At 57.7% G+C, this 17,347-nt stretch carries 13 protein-coding genes; 11 read left to right on the top strand and 2 right to left on the bottom strand.

Annotated features, from left to right (window positions below; translation table 11 throughout):
- The first annotated feature begins 23 nt into the window (after positions 1-23).
- The 7 genes from KOE80_RS04020 (at position 24) to KOE80_RS03990 (ending at position 7,631) form a co-directional block, all read left to right on the top strand.
- The gene (locus KOE80_RS04020) at positions 24-1,043 is read left to right on the top strand and encodes an ABC transporter substrate-binding protein (RefSeq protein ID WP_137431454.1); all 1,020 of its coding nucleotides are present in this window, start codon (positions 24-26) and stop codon (positions 1,041-1,043) included.
- A complete protein-coding gene (locus tag KOE80_RS04015; RefSeq protein ID WP_009464036.1) occupies positions 1,043-1,822 on the top strand; it encodes an ABC transporter ATP-binding protein in 780 nt (259 codons plus the stop codon). Before KOE80_RS04020 ends, KOE80_RS04015 begins: the two co-directional genes overlap by 1 nt.
- The gene (locus tag KOE80_RS04010; protein WP_226348412.1) at positions 1,815-2,576 is read left to right on the top strand and encodes an ABC transporter permease; all 762 of its coding nucleotides are present in this window, start codon (positions 1,815-1,817) and stop codon (positions 2,574-2,576) included. The genes KOE80_RS04015 and KOE80_RS04010 overlap by 8 nt, the downstream gene beginning before the upstream one ends.
- A 38-nt stretch (positions 2,577-2,614) precedes the next feature.
- Positions 2,615-3,223, top strand: a complete 609-nt coding sequence (locus KOE80_RS04005) for a TRAP transporter small permease subunit (RefSeq protein WP_179136468.1) — start codon at positions 2,615-2,617, stop codon at positions 3,221-3,223.
- Between the two features lie 11 nt (positions 3,224-3,234).
- Positions 3,235-4,911, top strand: coding sequence for a TRAP transporter large permease (locus KOE80_RS04000; RefSeq protein ID WP_226348556.1), 1,677 nt, complete (start codon positions 3,235-3,237; stop codon positions 4,909-4,911).
- Positions 4,912-4,935: 24 nt separating this feature from the next.
- Positions 4,936-5,958 (top strand): XdhC family protein, encoded by a 1,023-nt coding sequence (locus tag KOE80_RS03995; protein WP_226348411.1) that lies wholly within the window; start codon positions 4,936-4,938, stop codon positions 5,956-5,958.
- A gap of 188 nt (positions 5,959-6,146) precedes the next feature.
- On the top strand, positions 6,147-7,631 hold the full coding sequence (locus KOE80_RS03990; protein WP_226348410.1) for an NAD(P)H-hydrate dehydratase: 1,485 nt from the start codon (positions 6,147-6,149) through the stop codon (positions 7,629-7,631).
- 3 nt (positions 7,632-7,634) lie between these two features.
- On the opposite strand, the gene KOE80_RS03985 is transcribed toward KOE80_RS03990, so the two are convergent.
- Positions 7,635-8,558, bottom strand: a complete 924-nt coding sequence (locus KOE80_RS03985; RefSeq protein WP_022983297.1) for an EamA family transporter — start codon at positions 8,556-8,558, stop codon at positions 7,635-7,637.
- A gap of 154 nt (positions 8,559-8,712) precedes the next feature.
- Here KOE80_RS03985 and KOE80_RS03980 point away from each other — a divergent pair, with 154 nt between their 5' ends.
- Positions 8,713-10,317: a phospholipase D family protein gene (locus KOE80_RS03980; RefSeq protein ID WP_035273666.1), complete on the top strand. Its 1,605-nt coding sequence runs from the start codon at positions 8,713-8,715 to the stop codon at positions 10,315-10,317.
- 92 nt (positions 10,318-10,409) lie between these two features.
- Here KOE80_RS03980 and KOE80_RS03975 read toward each other — a convergent pair whose 3' ends face one another.
- On the bottom strand, positions 10,410-14,018 hold the full coding sequence (locus KOE80_RS03975) for a BTAD domain-containing putative transcriptional regulator (RefSeq protein ID WP_083054517.1): 3,609 nt from the start codon (positions 14,016-14,018) through the stop codon (positions 10,410-10,412).
- Between the two features lie 195 nt (positions 14,019-14,213).
- Here KOE80_RS03975 and KOE80_RS03970 point away from each other — a divergent pair, with 195 nt between their 5' ends.
- The 3 genes from KOE80_RS03970 (at position 14,214) to KOE80_RS03960 (ending at position 17,028) form a co-directional block, all read left to right on the top strand.
- Positions 14,214-14,960 (top strand): GntR family transcriptional regulator, encoded by a 747-nt coding sequence (locus KOE80_RS03970; RefSeq protein WP_009464020.1) that lies wholly within the window; start codon positions 14,214-14,216, stop codon positions 14,958-14,960.
- A gap of 178 nt (positions 14,961-15,138) precedes the next feature.
- On the top strand, positions 15,139-16,032 hold the full coding sequence (locus tag KOE80_RS03965; protein WP_035273671.1) for an MBL fold metallo-hydrolase: 894 nt from the start codon (positions 15,139-15,141) through the stop codon (positions 16,030-16,032).
- Between the two features lie 21 nt (positions 16,033-16,053).
- A complete protein-coding gene (locus KOE80_RS03960; protein ID WP_009464016.1) occupies positions 16,054-17,028 on the top strand; it encodes a Bug family tripartite tricarboxylate transporter substrate binding protein in 975 nt (324 codons plus the stop codon).
- Positions 17,029-17,347: the final 319 nt, after the last annotated feature.

Below are 17,347 nucleotides of genomic sequence, written 5' to 3'. Positions count from 1 at the left end.
ATAAATAAAACGGGGGTAAGGAGATGACGGAGCGTAAAGCTTTGGGGGGACGTGTGCGCCTCGCAATCGGGGCCACCTTCTTGTTGAGCACCTGGGGGGCGGCAGCCGAGCCCTTGAATGTAAAGCTGGACTGGACCCCTTGGGCCGTCCATGCACCGTTTCATCTGGCCGTGGAAAAGGGCTGGTTCAAGCAGGCTGGCCTGGATGTACGGCTGGAAGATGGCAACGGTTCTGTCACGGCGGTGCAGATCGTGGGTGGCAGTGATCGCTTTGATGTGGGCCAGGCAGCGCTGGCCTCCATGGTGATTGCACGCAGCAAAGGCTTGCCAGTCAAAGGGCTGGCCACCTTTGCCACGTCCAGCGATATCGGCGTGCTGGTGCCCAAGGATTCGGGTATTAGCGGGCCGGAGGGTTTGAAGGGACGCAAGATCGCCTATACCGCCGGTTCTCTGGAAGCGCCTTTTGTCGATGCGTTTCTGGCGGCGGGCGGCTTGCGTCGCAGCGATGTGGATCTGCTGAGTGTGGATGCGGCTGGCAAGGCAGCGACCTATGCGGTGGGGCGGGCTGATGCCGTGATCTCCACCATTCCATTTGTACTGGCTTCGGTGTCGCGTCAGCGCGCCTCCAATGCCATTCCTTTCGCCCAGCACGGCCTGGATATGGTCAGCTTTGGCCTGTTCACCAGCGAAGCCAAGCTAGCCAGCCGGGGACAGGAGCTGGCGACTTTTTCCAATGTGGTGGCCAAGTCCTGGAACTACATTTACAGCGGTCACGAGCAAGAAGCGGTGGATGCGATTGTGGCGCAACGCCCCAATGCGCGTTTGGACAAAGCCATTTTGCTGGACCAGCTGAACATTCTTAAAACCTACTTTGGCCCGGCTGTGGAGCAAGGCAGTATCGGCGTGAACCAGCCTGCGGACTGGGACAAGACAGTTGCCACGCTGGAACGGGTAGAGCTGATTCCTGCCGGTCAGAAGGCCACGGACTATTACCAGTCCGGCGTGGTCACCCCGCAATCCCTGAGCAGTCTGGAGCTGAAGTAATGGCGGCGCGGGTACTTTCTCAAGATGTGCGCAAGCGCTTTGAGGGCGCGCGTGATGTGCTGGCGCTGGACGGCATCAATGTCGATATTCAACCCGGCCAGTTCATCAGCATTCTGGGCCCCAGCGGCTGCGGGAAAAGCACCTTCCTGCGTTGCGTGGCCGGGCTGGAAAACATCAGCAGCGGCTCCCTGACGGTAGACCAGCAACCCGTCAGCGGCCCGCCCGACCAGGTGGGCATGGTGTTCCAGCGCGATGCCTTGCTGGAGTGGCGCAGCATACGCGACAACATTCTTTTGCCTTTGGAGTTTGCCGGCAAGCGCACGGCCGATTATCTGGACAAGGTGGACCAATTGTTGGCCTTGACCGGCCTGTCTCAGTTTGCCGACAGCTATCCACGCCAGTTGTCTGGAGGCATGCGCCAGCGGGCCTCCATTTGCCGTGCCCTGGTGGATGATCCGCGCCTGCTGCTGATGGATGAGCCTTTCGGTGCGCTGGATGCACTGACGCGCGACAACATGAACGCCGAGCTGCAGCGCATCTGGATGAAAACGGGCAACACCACCTTGTTTGTGACGCACGGCATTGCCGAAGCCGTTTTCCTGGGCGATACCGTGCTGGTGTTCTCGTCTCGTCCAGGCCGCATTCTGGAGCAGATCAAGATCGACTTTCCTCGTCCGCGCCCGCTGTCCTTGCGCGAGACCCCGGAGTTCGGCCGGCATGTCGCTCATATCCGTCAATTGTTCGGCATTGCCGATGGTGCAGGAGACAGCCATGAATAAAGCCTTGAGTTCCATGCCCAGCTGGTTGGCGGGCGTGGTCTCTACCGTCGTGGTGCTGTTGGCATGGGAATTAATTTGTTGGCTGGGTCAGGTGCGGGAAGTGATTTTGCCGCGCCCCTCGCTGATTCTGGAGGATTTGTATGGCGAACTGGGTTGGTACATGGGTCAAGCGTTATACACGCTCGGCATCACGCTGGCTGGATTTGTATTGGCCGCCGTAGGCGGCGTGCTGATTGCCGTCGCCCTCGTGGGTTCACCGCTCTTCGAGCGTTTTTGCTATCCCCTGATTGTGGGTTTCAACAGCATTCCCAAAGTGGCTTTGGCACCGCTGTTCGTGGTCTGGATGGGTACCGGCTACGAGCCCAAGGTGGCCATTGCTTTTCTGATCGCCGTCTTTGCCGTGATTGTGGATACGGTGCAAGGCTTACGCTCGGTCTCGCCCGACATTCTGGACCTGGGCCGGGTTTTGAAAGGCGGGCCGGTTGCCCTGTTTTTCAAAGTGCGCCTGCCCTCTGCGCTGCCATCGATCATGGCGGGCCTGAAAGTGGCTCTGTCCCTGGCTTTGGTAGGGGCTATTGTGGGCGAGTTCGTGTCCTCCCAGCGTGGCCTGGGCTTTGTGATCATGAGCGCCCAAGGGGTGTTCGACACGGTGCGGGTGTTCTCCGCCCTGTTCATTCTGGCCGTCATGGGGCTGGCGCTGTACTTCCTGCTGGATGCAGTTGAAAAGCGCGCCACCCGTTTTCGGTCTCATTAGATTCCAACTAACTTCAACGCAGAAAATCTGGGGGATTGATGCAATCTTTACTCAAACTATCCAGGGCGATCGACAGCCTGAATCAGCTATGTGGCCGGGTGGTCATGTGGGTGGTTTTGCTGGTTGTCGTGATCAGCTCTTATAACGCCATCGCGCGCAAGTTCTTTGACTCCAGCTCCAATGCTTGGCTGGAGGTGCAGTGGTATTTGTTTGGCGCCTTGTTCCTGCTGACGGGCGGCTATACCTTCTTGCGCAATGAGCACGTGCGTGTGGACGTGCTGGCCTCGCGCCTGTCCGAGCGCAAGCAGATTGTGATCGAAGCCATGTGTGTGGTGCTGTTCATGCTGCCGGCCTGTATTGCCATCATGGCCTTGTCCTGGCCGGTGTTCATGGACTCCTATCTGACTCAGGAAGTGTCCTCTAATTCCGGCGGCCTGATTCGCTGGCCCGCCAAATTGATTATTCCCATCGGCTTTGCCCTGATTTCCTTGCAGGGGATCTCGCACCTGATCAAGTGCATTGGTTTCTTGCGCGGTGCCTGCCCCAACCCCAACAAGAAGTTGCAGGAAAAATCGCCCGAAGAGCTGCTGGCTGAAGAAATTGCTCGGCAAGCCGAGGCCAAGTTAGCGCATCAACACAAAGGCTGAACCAGATCATGATGGATTTATTTGTCGCCAATATGGCGCCAGTGATGTTTGCGTCACTGATTGTTTTCTTGCTGCTGGGCTTTCCGGTTGCCTTTGCGCTGGCCGCCAACGGTATGGTGTTCGGTCTGATCGGTGTGGAAATGGGCCTGTTCAACTGGTCCCTGTTCCAGGCGCTGCCGCTGCGTGTGTTTGGCATCATGGCCAACGATACTTTGCTGGCCATTCCCTTCTTTACCTTCATGGGGCTGATTCTGGAACGCTCCGGCATGGCAGAAGACCTGCTCGATACGATTGGTCAGCTGTTTGGTTCCATGCCCGGTGGTCTGGCCATTGCCGTGGTGTTTGTGGGTGCCATGCTGGCTGCAACTACGGGTGTGGTGTCGGCCTCGGTGATCTCCATGGGCCTGATCTCCTTGCCCATCATGTTGCGCTACGGTTATAGCCGCAGACTGGCCACGGGCGTGATTGCCGCTTCAGGCACCTTGTCGCAGATTATTCCGCCGTCGCTGGTGCTGATTGTGCTGGCTGACCAGTTGGGCCGTTCGGTAGGCGATATGTACCGCGGTGCCATGGTGCCTGGTCTGGTGCTGACAGGCGCTTATCTGCTTTACATCCTGATTCTGGCCGTGCTGCGTCCCAAGGATGTGCCACCGATTCCTGCCGAACATCGCACTTATTCGGAGGCCAATGGCCGTTCGGGTGCGCGCTCCTTGTGTGTGCTGCTGCTGATCTCGCTGGTGGCCGGTTATGTCTTGGACGAATTTTGGGTTGACCCCAACGGCCCCGTAGATGAGAAAGTCATTATCTGCATCTTGCTGGTTGGTGGTGTGGCGTTCGTGCTGGCCCTGATCAACAAATGGCTGAAGCTGGGCTTGCTGTCGGTGCTGGCAGAACGCGTGGTGTTTGTGATGATCCCGCCCCTGGGCCTGATCTTTCTGGTGCTGGGCACGATTTTCCTGGGTATTGCCACCCCCACGGAAGGCGGTGCGATGGGCGCAGTCGGTGCCATTCTGATGGCGGTTAGCCGTCGTCGTTTGAGCACCGATCTGCTCAAGCAAGCCATGGATACCACGGCCAAGCTGTCCTGCTTCGTGATGTTCATTCTGATCGGTTCCACCATCTTCTCGCTGACTTTCCGTGGCGTGGATGGCGACTTGTGGGTGGAGCACCTGCTGATTGACCTGCCTGGCGGTGAATACGGCTTCCTGATTCTGGTCAGTGTGCTGGTGTTTGTACTGGCCTTTTTCCTGGATTTCTTTGAGCTGGCGTTCATCATCGTGCCTTTGCTGGGGCCGGTGGCCGACAAGATGGGCATCGATTTAATCTGGTTTGGCGTGCTCTTAGCCGTTAATATGCAAACATCCTTTATGCATCCACCATTTGGCTTCTCACTATTTTATTTACGCTCGGTGGCGCCCAAGGATGATTACATCGATAAAGTGACCAAGAAAAAGATTCCGGGTGTGGCCACAGGCGACATTTACTGGGGCTCCGTACCGTTTATTTGTATCCAGATCGTGATGATTGCTGTGGTGCTGTTGTTCCCTGGCATGGTGACGCATTACAAGGGAACGGGCGCCCAAGTTGATCCCAATACAGTCACGATCGACATGCAGGACGAGTACGGTGCCGACCTGAATCCGTTTGATAATTCGGGCGAGGGTGGCGGTATGCCGGTATTCAAATAAACACAGGAAAGACTGGAGACACATATGGAGAGCCTGGATGTCAGGGTATTGCGCCAGTTGCACGAGTGGCGCGCACAAGGACGTGATGCCATTTTGGTTACGGTTGTGCAGACCTGGGGCTCGTCCCCCCGTCCAGAGGGCTCCGTCATGGCTCTGGAAAAAGGTGGGGCGGTGGTCGGGTCGGTCTCGGGTGGTTGTATCGAGGACGACCTGATCCGTGCCTATCACGACCCCGCAGGGGCGGATAGGCGCCTGCATGGCGATGGCTGTCCTCAGATGCTGACGTATGGCGTCAGCGCGGATGAGGCGCATCGCTTTGGCCTGCCTTGTGGTGGCACGATCCGTTTGCTGGTGGAGTTCAATCCCTGCCCGCAAGCACTGTCGGAATTGCTGAGCTTGCTGGAGCAGCGCCATCTGGTGCAACGTCATGTGGATCTGCAAACTGGCCGTGCCTGGGGCAGTGCCACCCGTGTTCCGGCTGCCTTGCATTTAAGTCAGGACAGCCTGTCTGTGACTTTTGGCCCGTCCTATCGGCTCTTGCTGATCGGTGGTGGGCAACTTTCCGAGTACGTGGCGACCATTGCCTTGTTCAACGGCTTTGATGTGACGGTCTGCGATCCGCGCAGCGAGCATATTCAAGGCTGGAGCGTAGCGGGTGCGCGTGTAGTTAAGGGCATGCCGGATGATGAGGTCATTGCCTGCGTGCCGGATCGGCGTACGGCCATTGTGGCCCTGACGCACGATCCCAAGCTGGATGATATGGCCTTGCTGGAGGCGCTCAAGAGCAGTGCCTTTTATGTGGGGGCGATTGGTTCGCGACGTAATAACCAGAGCCGGCGCGAACGCTTGGCCGAGCACTTTGATCTGACGGCCGAGGAAATCGACAAGCTCAAAGGTCCGATTGGCTTGTATATAGGTAGCAAGACCCCGGCAGAGATTGCCGTCAGCATCATGGCCGAGATCATTGCGATCAAGAACGGGGTGGAGGTACCGCGTGAGCTGTCCGTCGGCTCTGTCAAGGATAGACAAGAACAGCCGTCGGCCTAGGTGGTGGCTGTTGCGACAGTTCTGCATTCAGACTTTTCGCACTAAGATAAGAGAACGGGCGGCGACCCGTTCTTTTTTTGTCTCCGGGCCGCCCAGGACCTGACGCCTTCTGTTTTCAGCAGGCCGCCAGCGGGTGACCAGCCCGTGCAGCGTAGGGACGTTTTGATTTCTGCCTTTGTGAGCCTGCCATGCCCTTTGTGTCCCAATATGGTTTTTTGCCCCTGAGTGCCGCGCCCGGAAAACAGGCCCTGTACAGTCCGGCACAGTGCGCCAGCATGGATGCAGCCGCTCCGGCTTTCGGGGTATCCATCGAGCAATTGATGCAGGCCGCTGCCAGTGCGGTGGCGCGTACCGTGCAGCGCCACTGGCCGCAAGGAGCGGTGCTGTTCTTGTGCGGGCCGGGTAATAACGGTGGAGATGCTCTGGTGGCGGCGCAGATTCTGCGCGAGCAGGGGCGGGTGGTTTCCGTGTTCAGTCTGGTGGACCCGTCTGTGCGGCAGGGAACGGCAGCTTGGGCGCAAACGCAATGGCAGGGTCGCTGGGAAAGCCAGTGCCCGGACTTTCGACGCTTTTCCGTGGTGGTGGATGGTTTGCTGGGAGCAGGCCTGGATCGTGATGTGGAGGGCGAGACAGCCGCCTTGATTCAGGCTTTGGCGGCTTCCAAGGTTCCTGTATGTGCCATTGACGTGCCATCGGGCCTGGATGGGGCCAGCGGGCAGGTGCGCGGTGTGGTCGCCCCTGCCACGGTGACAGTCAGCTTTGTGCGCTACAAGCCGGGCCATGTGCTGTATCCGGGCCGTGCCTTGTGCGGCGAGCTTGAGCTGGCCGAAATCGGTATGCCAGCGCCGGCCTTGCAAGAGGCCAATACCTGGTTGAATGAACCTGCCTTGTGGCAGGCTCATCTGCCGCAGTTGGGCGCCCAGAGCCATAAATACACGCGTGGGCACGCTTTGGTGGTTGGGGGCGAACGGATGACCGGAGCCAGCCGTCTGGCGGCTCGTGCAGCACAACGCGCAGGAGCCGGACTGGTCAGCATGGCTGTGCCGCCCTCGGTCTGGTCGGTGTACGCCGGTGCGCTGGACAGCATCATGGTGGCCCCCTTGGATGACACTTTGACCACGGACGAGCGCATTCGCGCCTGGCTGGTGGGGCCGGGTGCGGGACTGGGAGAGCAAACCCGTCGCCTGACTTTGGCTTTGCTGGCAACGGGGCGACCTTGTGTTCTGGATGCGGACGCCATCAGCAGCTTTGCAGCACAGCCCCAGGAGTTATGGGATGCCTTGCATGAGCAGTGCGTGCTGACCCCTCACGCGGGCGAGTTTGCCCGCGTTTTTGAGGAAGCGCCGGATCGTCTGGAGGCAGCGCGACTGGCTGCTACGCAATGTGGTGCCGTGCTGGTGTTGAAGGGAGCAGATACTGTTATTGCCGCGCCCGATGGGCGGGCCTTGATCAATGCCTGCGCCCCGCCGTGGTTGGCCACCGGGGGCAGCGGGGATGTATTGGCGGGTCTGGTCTGCGGCTTACTGACCCAAGGCATGCCTGCCTTTGAAGCGGCGGGGGCGGCTGTCTGGCTGCATTCACAGGCCGCCCTGGAGTTTGGTCCCGGATTGATCCCGGAGGATTTGATAGAGGTGCTGCCCCTTGTTTGGCAGCGCCTTCTGTCCAGAGCCTGAGACTTACTTGCGTGGGGCGCGCTGGTAGGCCAATGCCACAATCCCGCTCAGCACCACCGCGCCACCCAGCAATTGGGTGGAGTTCAAGGTCTGCTTCAGAATCAGCCAGCCCAGAATCAGCGAGGCCACCGGCTCCATATTCATGAAGGGCGCATTGCGTGTCATGTCCAGGCGGGGAGCCAGCACAAACAGGGTCACAAAGCCCGTGGTGTACAGCACACAGACCAGCGACAGGGCAATCCAGCCTACAGCGTCGTGGGGCAGCGAAGAGCCACCGGGCAGCAGTCCCAGAGGGCTAAGTGCAATCAGGCAGACCAAAGTTTGGCTGATGGTGCAGAAACTGCGTACCAGGCCGGGCAGGGGTGCCAGTTTATTTTCTGTAATCCACAGGCCAATCGCAAAGGTCAGGGCGGTCAGCAGGCTGCACACCACGCCCAGGACCCACTGCCCATCCAGCGTTGCGCCCTTGATCAGACTGGGAGCGTCCAGCGCCAACAAGAGGCCGATCAGAATTGCCACCATGATGATGGAGGTTTTGCGCGTGGGTTTGTGCCCGCCCAGTATCCAGGTCAGTAGCGCCAGCAGAATCGGGTACATATTGGCCACCAGCAAGGCCAAGGCGACAGGGATACGGGCAATGGAGGAATAAATCAGCATGCACTGCATGGTGATCAGCCCGCCCAGCATCAGTTGCCAGCCCAGATACTGACGGGGCACATACAGGGCTTGCTTGCGCCAGATCAGCAGCATGCTCAAGGCCAGGGTGGCCGCGGCCGAGCGAAAAATAACCGAGATGATTAGCCCGGTGCCATGGTCCAGCGCCACTTTGGCCGCGATATGGTTGGCGGCGAAGGAGCTGCCCAGCATTAACAGCAACATAATGGCAAGGTGACGGGGCAGTAAGGCAGGGGATGTTGCGGGGGGCATGCTACTTTTATTTCAAGTTTAAAGAATGGGCGGATGCTTTATTGTTGTCCGCCCTGTCACTTGCTGCAAGTATTGATTGCGAAACATGCCCAGGCTTGGTCCCGAGGGCGGTGCTACTATGTTGAGCGATGTCCATGTCCACAGAGATGCCTTCATGAAAATCGACCCCGCCAAAAAGCCGACGATTCCTCGTTCTACGGGACAAGCGCCGTCCTTTTTCTGGCGCAGCTTGATGGCGGGTGGGGCCTTGCTGGCCGGCCTGACAGGCTGTGCCCTGCCTTCGCTGGAAGGACGTAGCCAAAGCGAGGCTTTGCCGCTGGATCAGGCCAAGGAAACCATGATTGGCCAGGCAGTGGCTCCCATGGCACAGGAGCATCCCGGTCTGACAGGCATTTATCCCTTGTTCGATCCGCACGATGCCTATGCTGCCCGTGCCTTGTTGGCCTTTGCCGCTCAAAAAACGCTGGATGTGCAGTATTACATCTGGCGGGGCGACACCACCGGCACCTTGATGCTGGGCACCTTATTGCAGGCTGCCGAGCGTGGCGTGCGTGTGCGCTTGTTGATTGATGACAACGGCATCACCGGGCTGGACGATATCTTGGCCGCTCTGAACGCTCACCCCAATGTCGAGGTACGGCTGTTCAACCCCTTTGTGCTGCGCTGGCCCAAGCCTTTGGGTTTTCTGACGGACTTTTCCCGTCTGAACCGGCGCATGCACAACAAGTCTTTTACCGTGGATAACCAGGTCACCATTATTGGTGGGCGCAATGTAGGCGATGAGTACTTCGGTGCGACTCAGGACGTCTTGTTTGCGGATCTGGATGTGATGGCGATTGGCGCGGTGGTGCAGGACGTCTCCAAGGATTTTGACCGTTACTGGGCCAGTCAATCGGCCTATCCGGTGGACAGCCTGATCAAAACGGGTGGTTCGGAAGCTCTGATGAAGTTTCAGGCCAAGTTGCAGGAAGCCGAAGCGCAACCACGCGCCAAGGATTACCAGCAGGTGCTGCGTGAGTCGGACCTGGTCAGCCATTTGGTGCGTGGTGAGCTGGATTTCCAGTGGGCGCGGACCACCATGATCAGTGATGATCCGGCCAAGGCCTTGGGCCCGGTCAACCCGGAGCAATTGATGGTCTGGCAAATGGACCATGTGCTGGGCAAGCCCACCAGCCAGGTGGACCTGGTGTCCTCGTACTTTGTGCCTACCGCTGCAGGTGTACGGGCCTTTGAGGACATGATGAAGCGGCCTGGCATGAAGGTCCGTATCCTGACCAATTCCCTGGCTGCAACGGACGTGACGGCCGTACATGCAGGCTATGCGAAACGACGTAAAGCCTTGTTGGAAGCCGGGGTGCAGTTACTGGAGCTGCGGCCCACCATGGACAAGCCTACGCGTCACGGCTCCGGGCCTTTTGGTAGCTCGGGTTCGGCCCTGCATGCCAAGACCTTTGCGGTAGACGGTAAGCGCCTGTTTGTGGGCTCTTTTAATTTCGATCCGCGTTCGGTCAATTTGAATACGGAGCTGGGCTTTATTATCGAGAGCCCTGAAATGGCGCAAGCCCTGTCCAAGAGTTTTGAGGACGTCCTGCCTTACCGCAGCTATCGTGTAGAACTGGATGAAAAGGGTGATCTGGTGTGGATTCAGTTGAACGAAGACGGCACCCAGCGCTTTTTCACCTCCGAGCCGAATGCCAGTATCTGGCGTCGAGCCGGGGTAGGCGTCTTGTCTATCCTGCCGATCGAGTGGCTGCTTTAAGCCGATTCAATTATCGGTAGCGGATCTGAAATGCCCCCAAGGAGTCAGCTTGATCCTTGGGGGCATTTTCTTGTCGTTACGGGTTTTATTGACTAGACCTTGAGCTTTTGCACAGCCTGTCGGCGTGTCTGAATCCAGTCTGCGTAGCGATGCAAGCCATGTTTTTCCATGTGTTGCTCGGCCAGATTCCACTCCTGCAAGGCTTGTGCGTTCTCGCCCAGCGCCATCCAGGCGTCTCCGCGCACACAGTGCAGCTCGGTGCCCAGACTATTGGTGTCATAACGCAGACCTTGAGCGGCAGCCTTGTCCAGCCAGGGCATGGCTTCATTGCTGCGACCCAGACGTATCATGGCGCGAGCAATGCGGCTCATCAGGCCATCGGTGCTGATGGGTAGACCGTACTGTGCGATCTGTACGCAATCGAGCAGGGACTGCAGGCTGGTTTCTCGGCCTTGCAACATCACTTGGCAATAGTGCAGGTACGAGCGACTAAGTGCAGACCAGGGCTCGGGGTTATGCGATTTTTGCAGCTCTTGCAAGGACAGCTCGGCCACTTGCTGACAGTCTTCCAGCTGTTCCATCAGGTAGTAGGCCTGCATGACGAACAAGTGCGTAATGGCGCGCAGTGAAAAAGCGGTATCCACACGCAAGGATTGCAAGGCCAGATGGACATGCTGCTGAGCGGCATCCATATTGCCTTTCAAGGCCAGGGCGACGCTCAGGGTTCCAAAGGTAATGGACTGAGGAAAGTGCTCGGCAATGGCCTGACGACCGTTCTGCTCCTTCAGGTCATCAAAGACGGCCAGGCTCAGGTTCAGCGTCTGGATGGCATTGGTGACATTCCCTTTCCACAGCTCGTGCTGACCAATGGCGTACAAGGCCCAGCTGCGGTTCTGATCGTGGCTGGTTTCATTGGCCAGAGCCAGTAACTGGCGCGCTTTTTGCAGGGCTTGCTCGAAATTGCCCTGGGCTTGAAAGGCTGTCCAGGCTGTCCACAAGCTGATCATGACCTGATCCGAGTCATGCTCGTCATGCAGCTCATGGCCCAGCTCGTAGGCCATGGCTGTAGAGGCGGAGGCGGGGCCGTACAACGAGGACTCAATCGCGCCTTGCAACATGCGACATTCAAATTGCAGGGTTTGGCGAACCTGCAAATCTTCAATCAATTCGCTGCGGTTCAAGGAGCGCTGCAAGTATTGGCTGGCCTGGCGCAGGTCGTCCTGTGCTAGCGCTTCGCGGGCCGCACGCTGCCACCAGAAGGCGGCTTCCGGACTTTCCGCTTCGCACAGATGCAGGGCAATGTACTCGGGCGCGTGACGGCGGCGTATGCCGTGCTGGGCGATGGCGTAGTGGGCCTGACGCAGTTCTTCCTGCATGGCTACACGTTCCAGCGCTTGGGAGACCAGCGGCAGACAGGAGACATGCTTGTCATGCACATCGATCAGATCCAGCGTTGCCAGCGTGTCCAGTCCACTGCTCAAGGCGGTGTTTTCCAGGCGCAGCATCAGAGCCAGCTCGTCGATGGAAATAGGCTGTGCCTGCAAGGCGATGCTGGTCAGGATGTGGCGTGTTGCGGGCAGGAGGCTGTGGTACTGGGTGCAGACCAGGTCAGTCAGGCACAAGGCATCGCTGCACTCACTATTGAGCTCATGGCAGCGCAGCAGCTCGTTGGCATGGCCCGGATTGCCTGCGCTTAAGCGGACCAGGCGGCTGCGTTTATCGCGCGCCAGCCTTTGCCCCCGTTGGCCGCTTAACAGGCTGTTGATGCTGGAGCGATCCAGTGTACGCAGGCTCAGGTGCTCGGCACGTTCCAGTCCATGACCGGGTTTGCGGCTGGTCGTCAGCAGCAAGGTGGGGTGACGCGGGGCCGTGTGCGCCAGTAAGCGGATCAGGCGCTGGGTAGGCGGGTCGGCCCATTGCACGTTTTCAATTATCAGCAAGCGACGGCGTGGCGAATTGCCTGGGCCGCTGAGCAAATTGAACAATAAATCCATATGAGCCGTGGAAGGCTCGTTCAGGTCTTGCTCGTCCGGGCCGCTATTTAGCCATTGATGCAGGGACTGAGCCTGTTTGGGGCTGATTTCCAGTGCCTCTTGCAAGGTTTGCACGGAGAAGGGATCACGCTGCTTGCCGTTTTGCGCGGTGAGGTAATCGGCAATCTGCTCGTGCAGCCAGAGGCGAATCGGATGCCAGGCCACACGACGCTTGTCTTCACGACAATTGAGCACAATGCAGTGGTGGGCGGTTTTCTGCACATAGTCCGCCAGAGACTGCACCAGCAGACTCTTGCCGATATGAGCCCGACCGTGAATGGCAATGTGATGCAAGGCACGGTTGGGACCGATATGCGACCAGGCTTGCACCAGATGGTCGAACTCTTGCGAGCGGCCATAGACACGGCTGGTTAAACGCGTAGGGTCTGCGTCGGAAGGGCTCAGATTCAGCCACAGCGCTTCGCTCTGGCGGCCCAGCGGGCCTTGCACATCCTTGGTGTCCAGACGCAGAGCGGCCTGCACGCTGATACGTGGCGTGCCGGGGCTGGCTTCCCAGCTCAAGGGCAGCACCACTTGTGCCAATTGGCCCCAGGGATCGGGGTAAGTGCTTTGATCGTCCATGGCCAGATCGGCGTGGAGGGCGATGCTCAGCTTGACGTTTTCATCCATGCGCAAGGTTGCCGCAACCCGTGCCAATGCGGCTGCTTGCGCAACGGGCGACTCCAGCAACTCGGGATAGCCAAAGTAGGCAATCAACTGATTGGGACCGGCCTCACAGGGCCAGCCGCCATGCTGTTCAATCAAGATTTGCAAGGTCTGGCGACATTGTTCCAGCAGATGGCCGCCGCGCTCACGAGCATGCCGGTGACCGGGCTCAAAGCGCAGGCAAAAGCCGACCGCGGCCAAGGGGCGCAGGCGCAGGGAGACCATCGTGGGTAAGGATTTGGCAGGGCTGATCGAGCGTGCCGGCAAATCCACCAGACTGCGTGTCTGGGCACTGGGTTCGCAACCCAGGCGGTCGGCCAGCAAGACCGAGCACTGCTCGTAGGCGTGCAGGGCAGCTTCATGCTGGCCTTCCTGTTTCAGCAGCCGAATCAGCTCTTGATGTAGTTTTTCTTCTTCTGGCCAGATCAGGAGCCAGCGTTTAAGGTAACTGATTGCTTGCGGCGTAGGCAGCGTGCTCAGGCCAGACTGTATGTAACGGTCACGGCATTGCGACAGAGTTTGACGAATGTTTTGCTGTGTATCCTGCAACCAGTCCTGTAACTGCTCGCCATGGTGCAGTTTTACCTGCCCTAGCAAGGGGCCTTGATACAGGTTCAGGCGCTCCAGATCGTTAAGCGATGGCTGACTGGGGTGTTGCAACAGGCTGAGCACATCCACCTGGGTGTGGCTGGGGTCCAGGGCCAGGGTGTCATTGGTAATGTGCAGGGCCTGATCACAACCCTCAAAGGCGCGGCGCAAGGCATGCAGCGCGTGGCGTAAACGAGCGCGGCCCACACTGATGGGATCTTCATGCCAGATCGTTTCAGCCAGACGGCTGCGACTAATCGGCTTGCCCTGGGCCAAGGCCAACATGGACAATAAAATACGCGCTTTATCGTAGTTAATGATTTGTGCGCGGCATTGTCCTTTCACCAGCAGTCGGTAGGTACCGAGCAGGTAAATTTGGGCCAAGTGCGAGGCGGAGGAAGGCAAAACATCCATGGGCTCGGGCTCGTATCAAGAGTTAAGCAATGATTGGGATAATGTATCCGATCCGTTTAATTTTCGTTTACCAACTTTTGCAAAAATAAACGCTTTGCTTGTTCAAGATTAAACCTTTTTGGGATAACTCCGGCTTAACTCATCGCAGGCTATGATGTGGACTTGTCACTTTCCTGTGCTTGCTTGCCTCTTGGTATGGTCGATCCCACACGTTCATCGCTGCGCAAACAGTCCAAATTGCCTCTGTCGCTCAAGGTGAAATATACCTTGCGAGCGCGCCTGGAGCGTGGCGAATGGCCGGTAGGCACGCGTATTCCCACGCTGGAAGAGTTGATGCAGGAGTATGGCGTCTCGCGCGCTACCGTGCGGGCGGCGCTGGATGAGCTGGAACACGAAGGCCTGATCGAGCGCACACGCGGCAAGGGCACGTTTGTGATTGGCGACGTCGCGCAAGACCATTGGCTGATGTTGCCCACCAATTGGGATGCCTTGATTGAACATCTGACGCGTCTGGATTCGGTCATGGTGGAGCTGGGCAATGGTCTGGGAGCCTTGCCCATTGAAATTACCGGGCAGTCCTTGCCCGATGAGTATTGGTGGACCAGCCGTGTGAATTACGCTGATGGCGTGGCTTACAGCCTGAATACGGTCTACGTGTTGAATACTCTGGCCCAGACCTTGCAACCGGAATTAAGTCAGGAACCAGTGCTGCTGGTGTTAAATCGTCTGGCTCGCGAGCAGATTCATACTATTCGTCAGACACTGACCGTACGGGTTGCCGATGCGGATTTAGCACGCCATTTGAATATGGACATAGGCATGCCTGTGGTGCGGGTAATTCGCCTGATTGTGAACCGTGCAAATCAACTGGTTTATGCGGCACAGGTCTTTTATCCCGCTAAATATCTCAGCATTCAGACCGAGCTGACACCTGGCCTTTAAGGCTGCCATCCCAGGCGCGCTGCGCCTTTACGACACTCCTAGGTAAAAACACCAAGTTATGCCGCTGGGTAGCGAGGTGTACACTTTTTCCATAAAGTCCTAAAAATAGAACTTTATGACTTTATAGGGAAGGCACTGTTCTGGTGCTGGATGTTTTTATTGTTTGGAGGAGTTTTACGTGAAGATAACCATGCTTGGCACCGGCGCTGCGTTGCCAGATCCCGATCGTGCTCAGTCGTCCATTTTGGTGACGCTGGAGAATGGCAAGAATTATCTGTTTGATTGCGGCGAAGGGTCCACGCGTCAGATGGTGAAGGCCAATATCAATCCAGCCGATGTGCCTTGGGTGTTTTTAAGCCATCTGCACTATGACCACGTTTGCGGTCTGCCTTTTTTTGTACTGTCCAGCTGGGTTTTTAACCGTGAAGGCAAGCTGAAGGTTTTTGGCCCCAAAGGCACGCAGGATTTTGTGGATCATTCCTTCGAGAATGGCGCGTTCCGGGTGGATATTCAGGCTCGTGCGGCTTATCCGGCTCGTCAGAAAAATATTGAAGCGGTGCGCCCCGAGGTCTTCGAGGTGGAGCCAGGTCTGATGTACGAGGACGAGGACGTCAAAATCTACATTGATGTGGTGGACCACATTCCTAGCGAAATTACGGACTGCTTTGGTATTCGTATGGAGGCTGAAGGCAAGGTTGTGGCGTTCAGTGGCGACACGGCTCCGTGTGAGTCCATGATTCGCCTGGCGCAGGATGCGGATCTGCTGATACATGAGTGCACTTTTCCGGAGTCTTTCCTGAAGCATCGCGCGCAGTCAGGGGTAGGGACGTTTGCCCATACCAGTCCTTTGCAGTTGGGTGAGATCGCTCGTAAAGCCAATGTGAAGAGTTTAGTGGCCACGCATTTTGGACATTACGACTCCACCAGTCCGGTGATTAAACGTGCGGCGGGCAATCATTTGCCGGTTGATTTGATGGGGCCGGAGCGTCTGGATGAAGTGGCTCGGGATATTCGCAAAAGCTACAAAGGCGATTTGCGCTTGGCAACGGATTTGATGCGCATAGACCTGTAAAAGGCGCGCGGGGGAGACAAGATGCAAGCAATTAAAAAGACGGTGGTGGGCCTGGTGGCTGCGCTTGGTCTGGCTGCGGCAGGTCCGGTCTGGGCGGATTATCCCGATCACCCTGTGCGAGTGGTGATTCCTTACCCTCCAGGAGCGGCGGGTGACATTATTTTCCGTATCTTGCAGCCCGAACTGTCGAAGGAGCTGGGGCAGACGGTAATTACGGATTACAAGACCGGCGCGGGCGGCAATATTGGCACGCAGATGGTGGCGCGCTCCAAGCCGGACGGCTACACCTTGCTGTTTTCAGCCACCAATAATTTTGTGATCAATCAGTTCTTGTACAAGAACATGGGTTATGACCCGTTCAAGGATTTGTATGTGATCAACAAGGTGGCGGATGCGGCGGCTTTTGTTTATGTGAATGGGGATTTGCCGGTCAAGAACATGGCTGAATTCCGGGATTATGTTCAGCAGCGCAAAGGGCAGGTGAATTACGGGACGCCAGGAGCAGGCACAACGCCGGAGCTGTCGGCCTGGAAGTTGTCCGAGGCCCTGGAGGGCGACATGTTGGGCATTCATTACCGAGGCTCGGCGCCGGGGATTCAGGCTTTGTTGAGCAATGAAGTGCAGATGTTTGTCAGTAGCTATGGTTTGGGGGCGGCTTTTCTGCCTGAAGGTCGTTTGAAGGCCTTGGCAGTGGCCTTGCCAGAGCGCTTCCCGGCTTTGCCTGATGTCCCCACGATGGAGGAGCTGGGCTACAAGGACGTGGTGATCAGCAACTGGTGGGCGTTGGCTGTTCCTGCCGGGACGGAGACGGAGATCGTGAGCAGGATTGAAGGGGCTTTGGAGAAGGTTCTGGCTGATCCGGCTATTCGCAGCAAGTTGCTGGATCAAGGGTATTTGCTGTCCAAGGTTTCTGCTGAGGAGTTTCGGAAGGGACTGCCTGCGGAGGCGGATTATTGGCACGATATCGTGACTAAGGCTGGGATTAGTTTGGATTGATATGTCGCTTGGGTACAGGGTTGGCTTGATTGGGATTGAGTGTTTTGTCGAGCCTTGTATGCGAGGGTTTATTTGAAGTGGGAGGGGAGCTGACAGAAAGGGGCTTTCTTCTGGACGTGCTGTTTGGGCTTTGCGTGGGGGCGGTGGTTAGTTTTCTTGTGGGGCCCGGGTACGGCTTGTCTTGGCGGGTCTCTTGCCCACGCTGCGCGTGGGTTCCCTTGTCAGAGTGCCGGGGCGGGCGGGTCGTGAACTCGGAGCGCGGTTTGTCCCCCGGACAAACCGCAAGCGTGCTCCTCAAACAGCACGCCCCTTGCATCCC

This window comes from Alcaligenes sp. 13f, assembly GCF_020496585.1.
GTDB classification, from domain to species: Bacteria; Pseudomonadota; Gammaproteobacteria; order Burkholderiales; family Burkholderiaceae_B; genus Alcaligenes; species Alcaligenes phenolicus.
The sequence above is the reverse complement of the archived record's forward strand: the minus strand, read 5'-3'. Positions and strand labels throughout refer to the sequence as shown.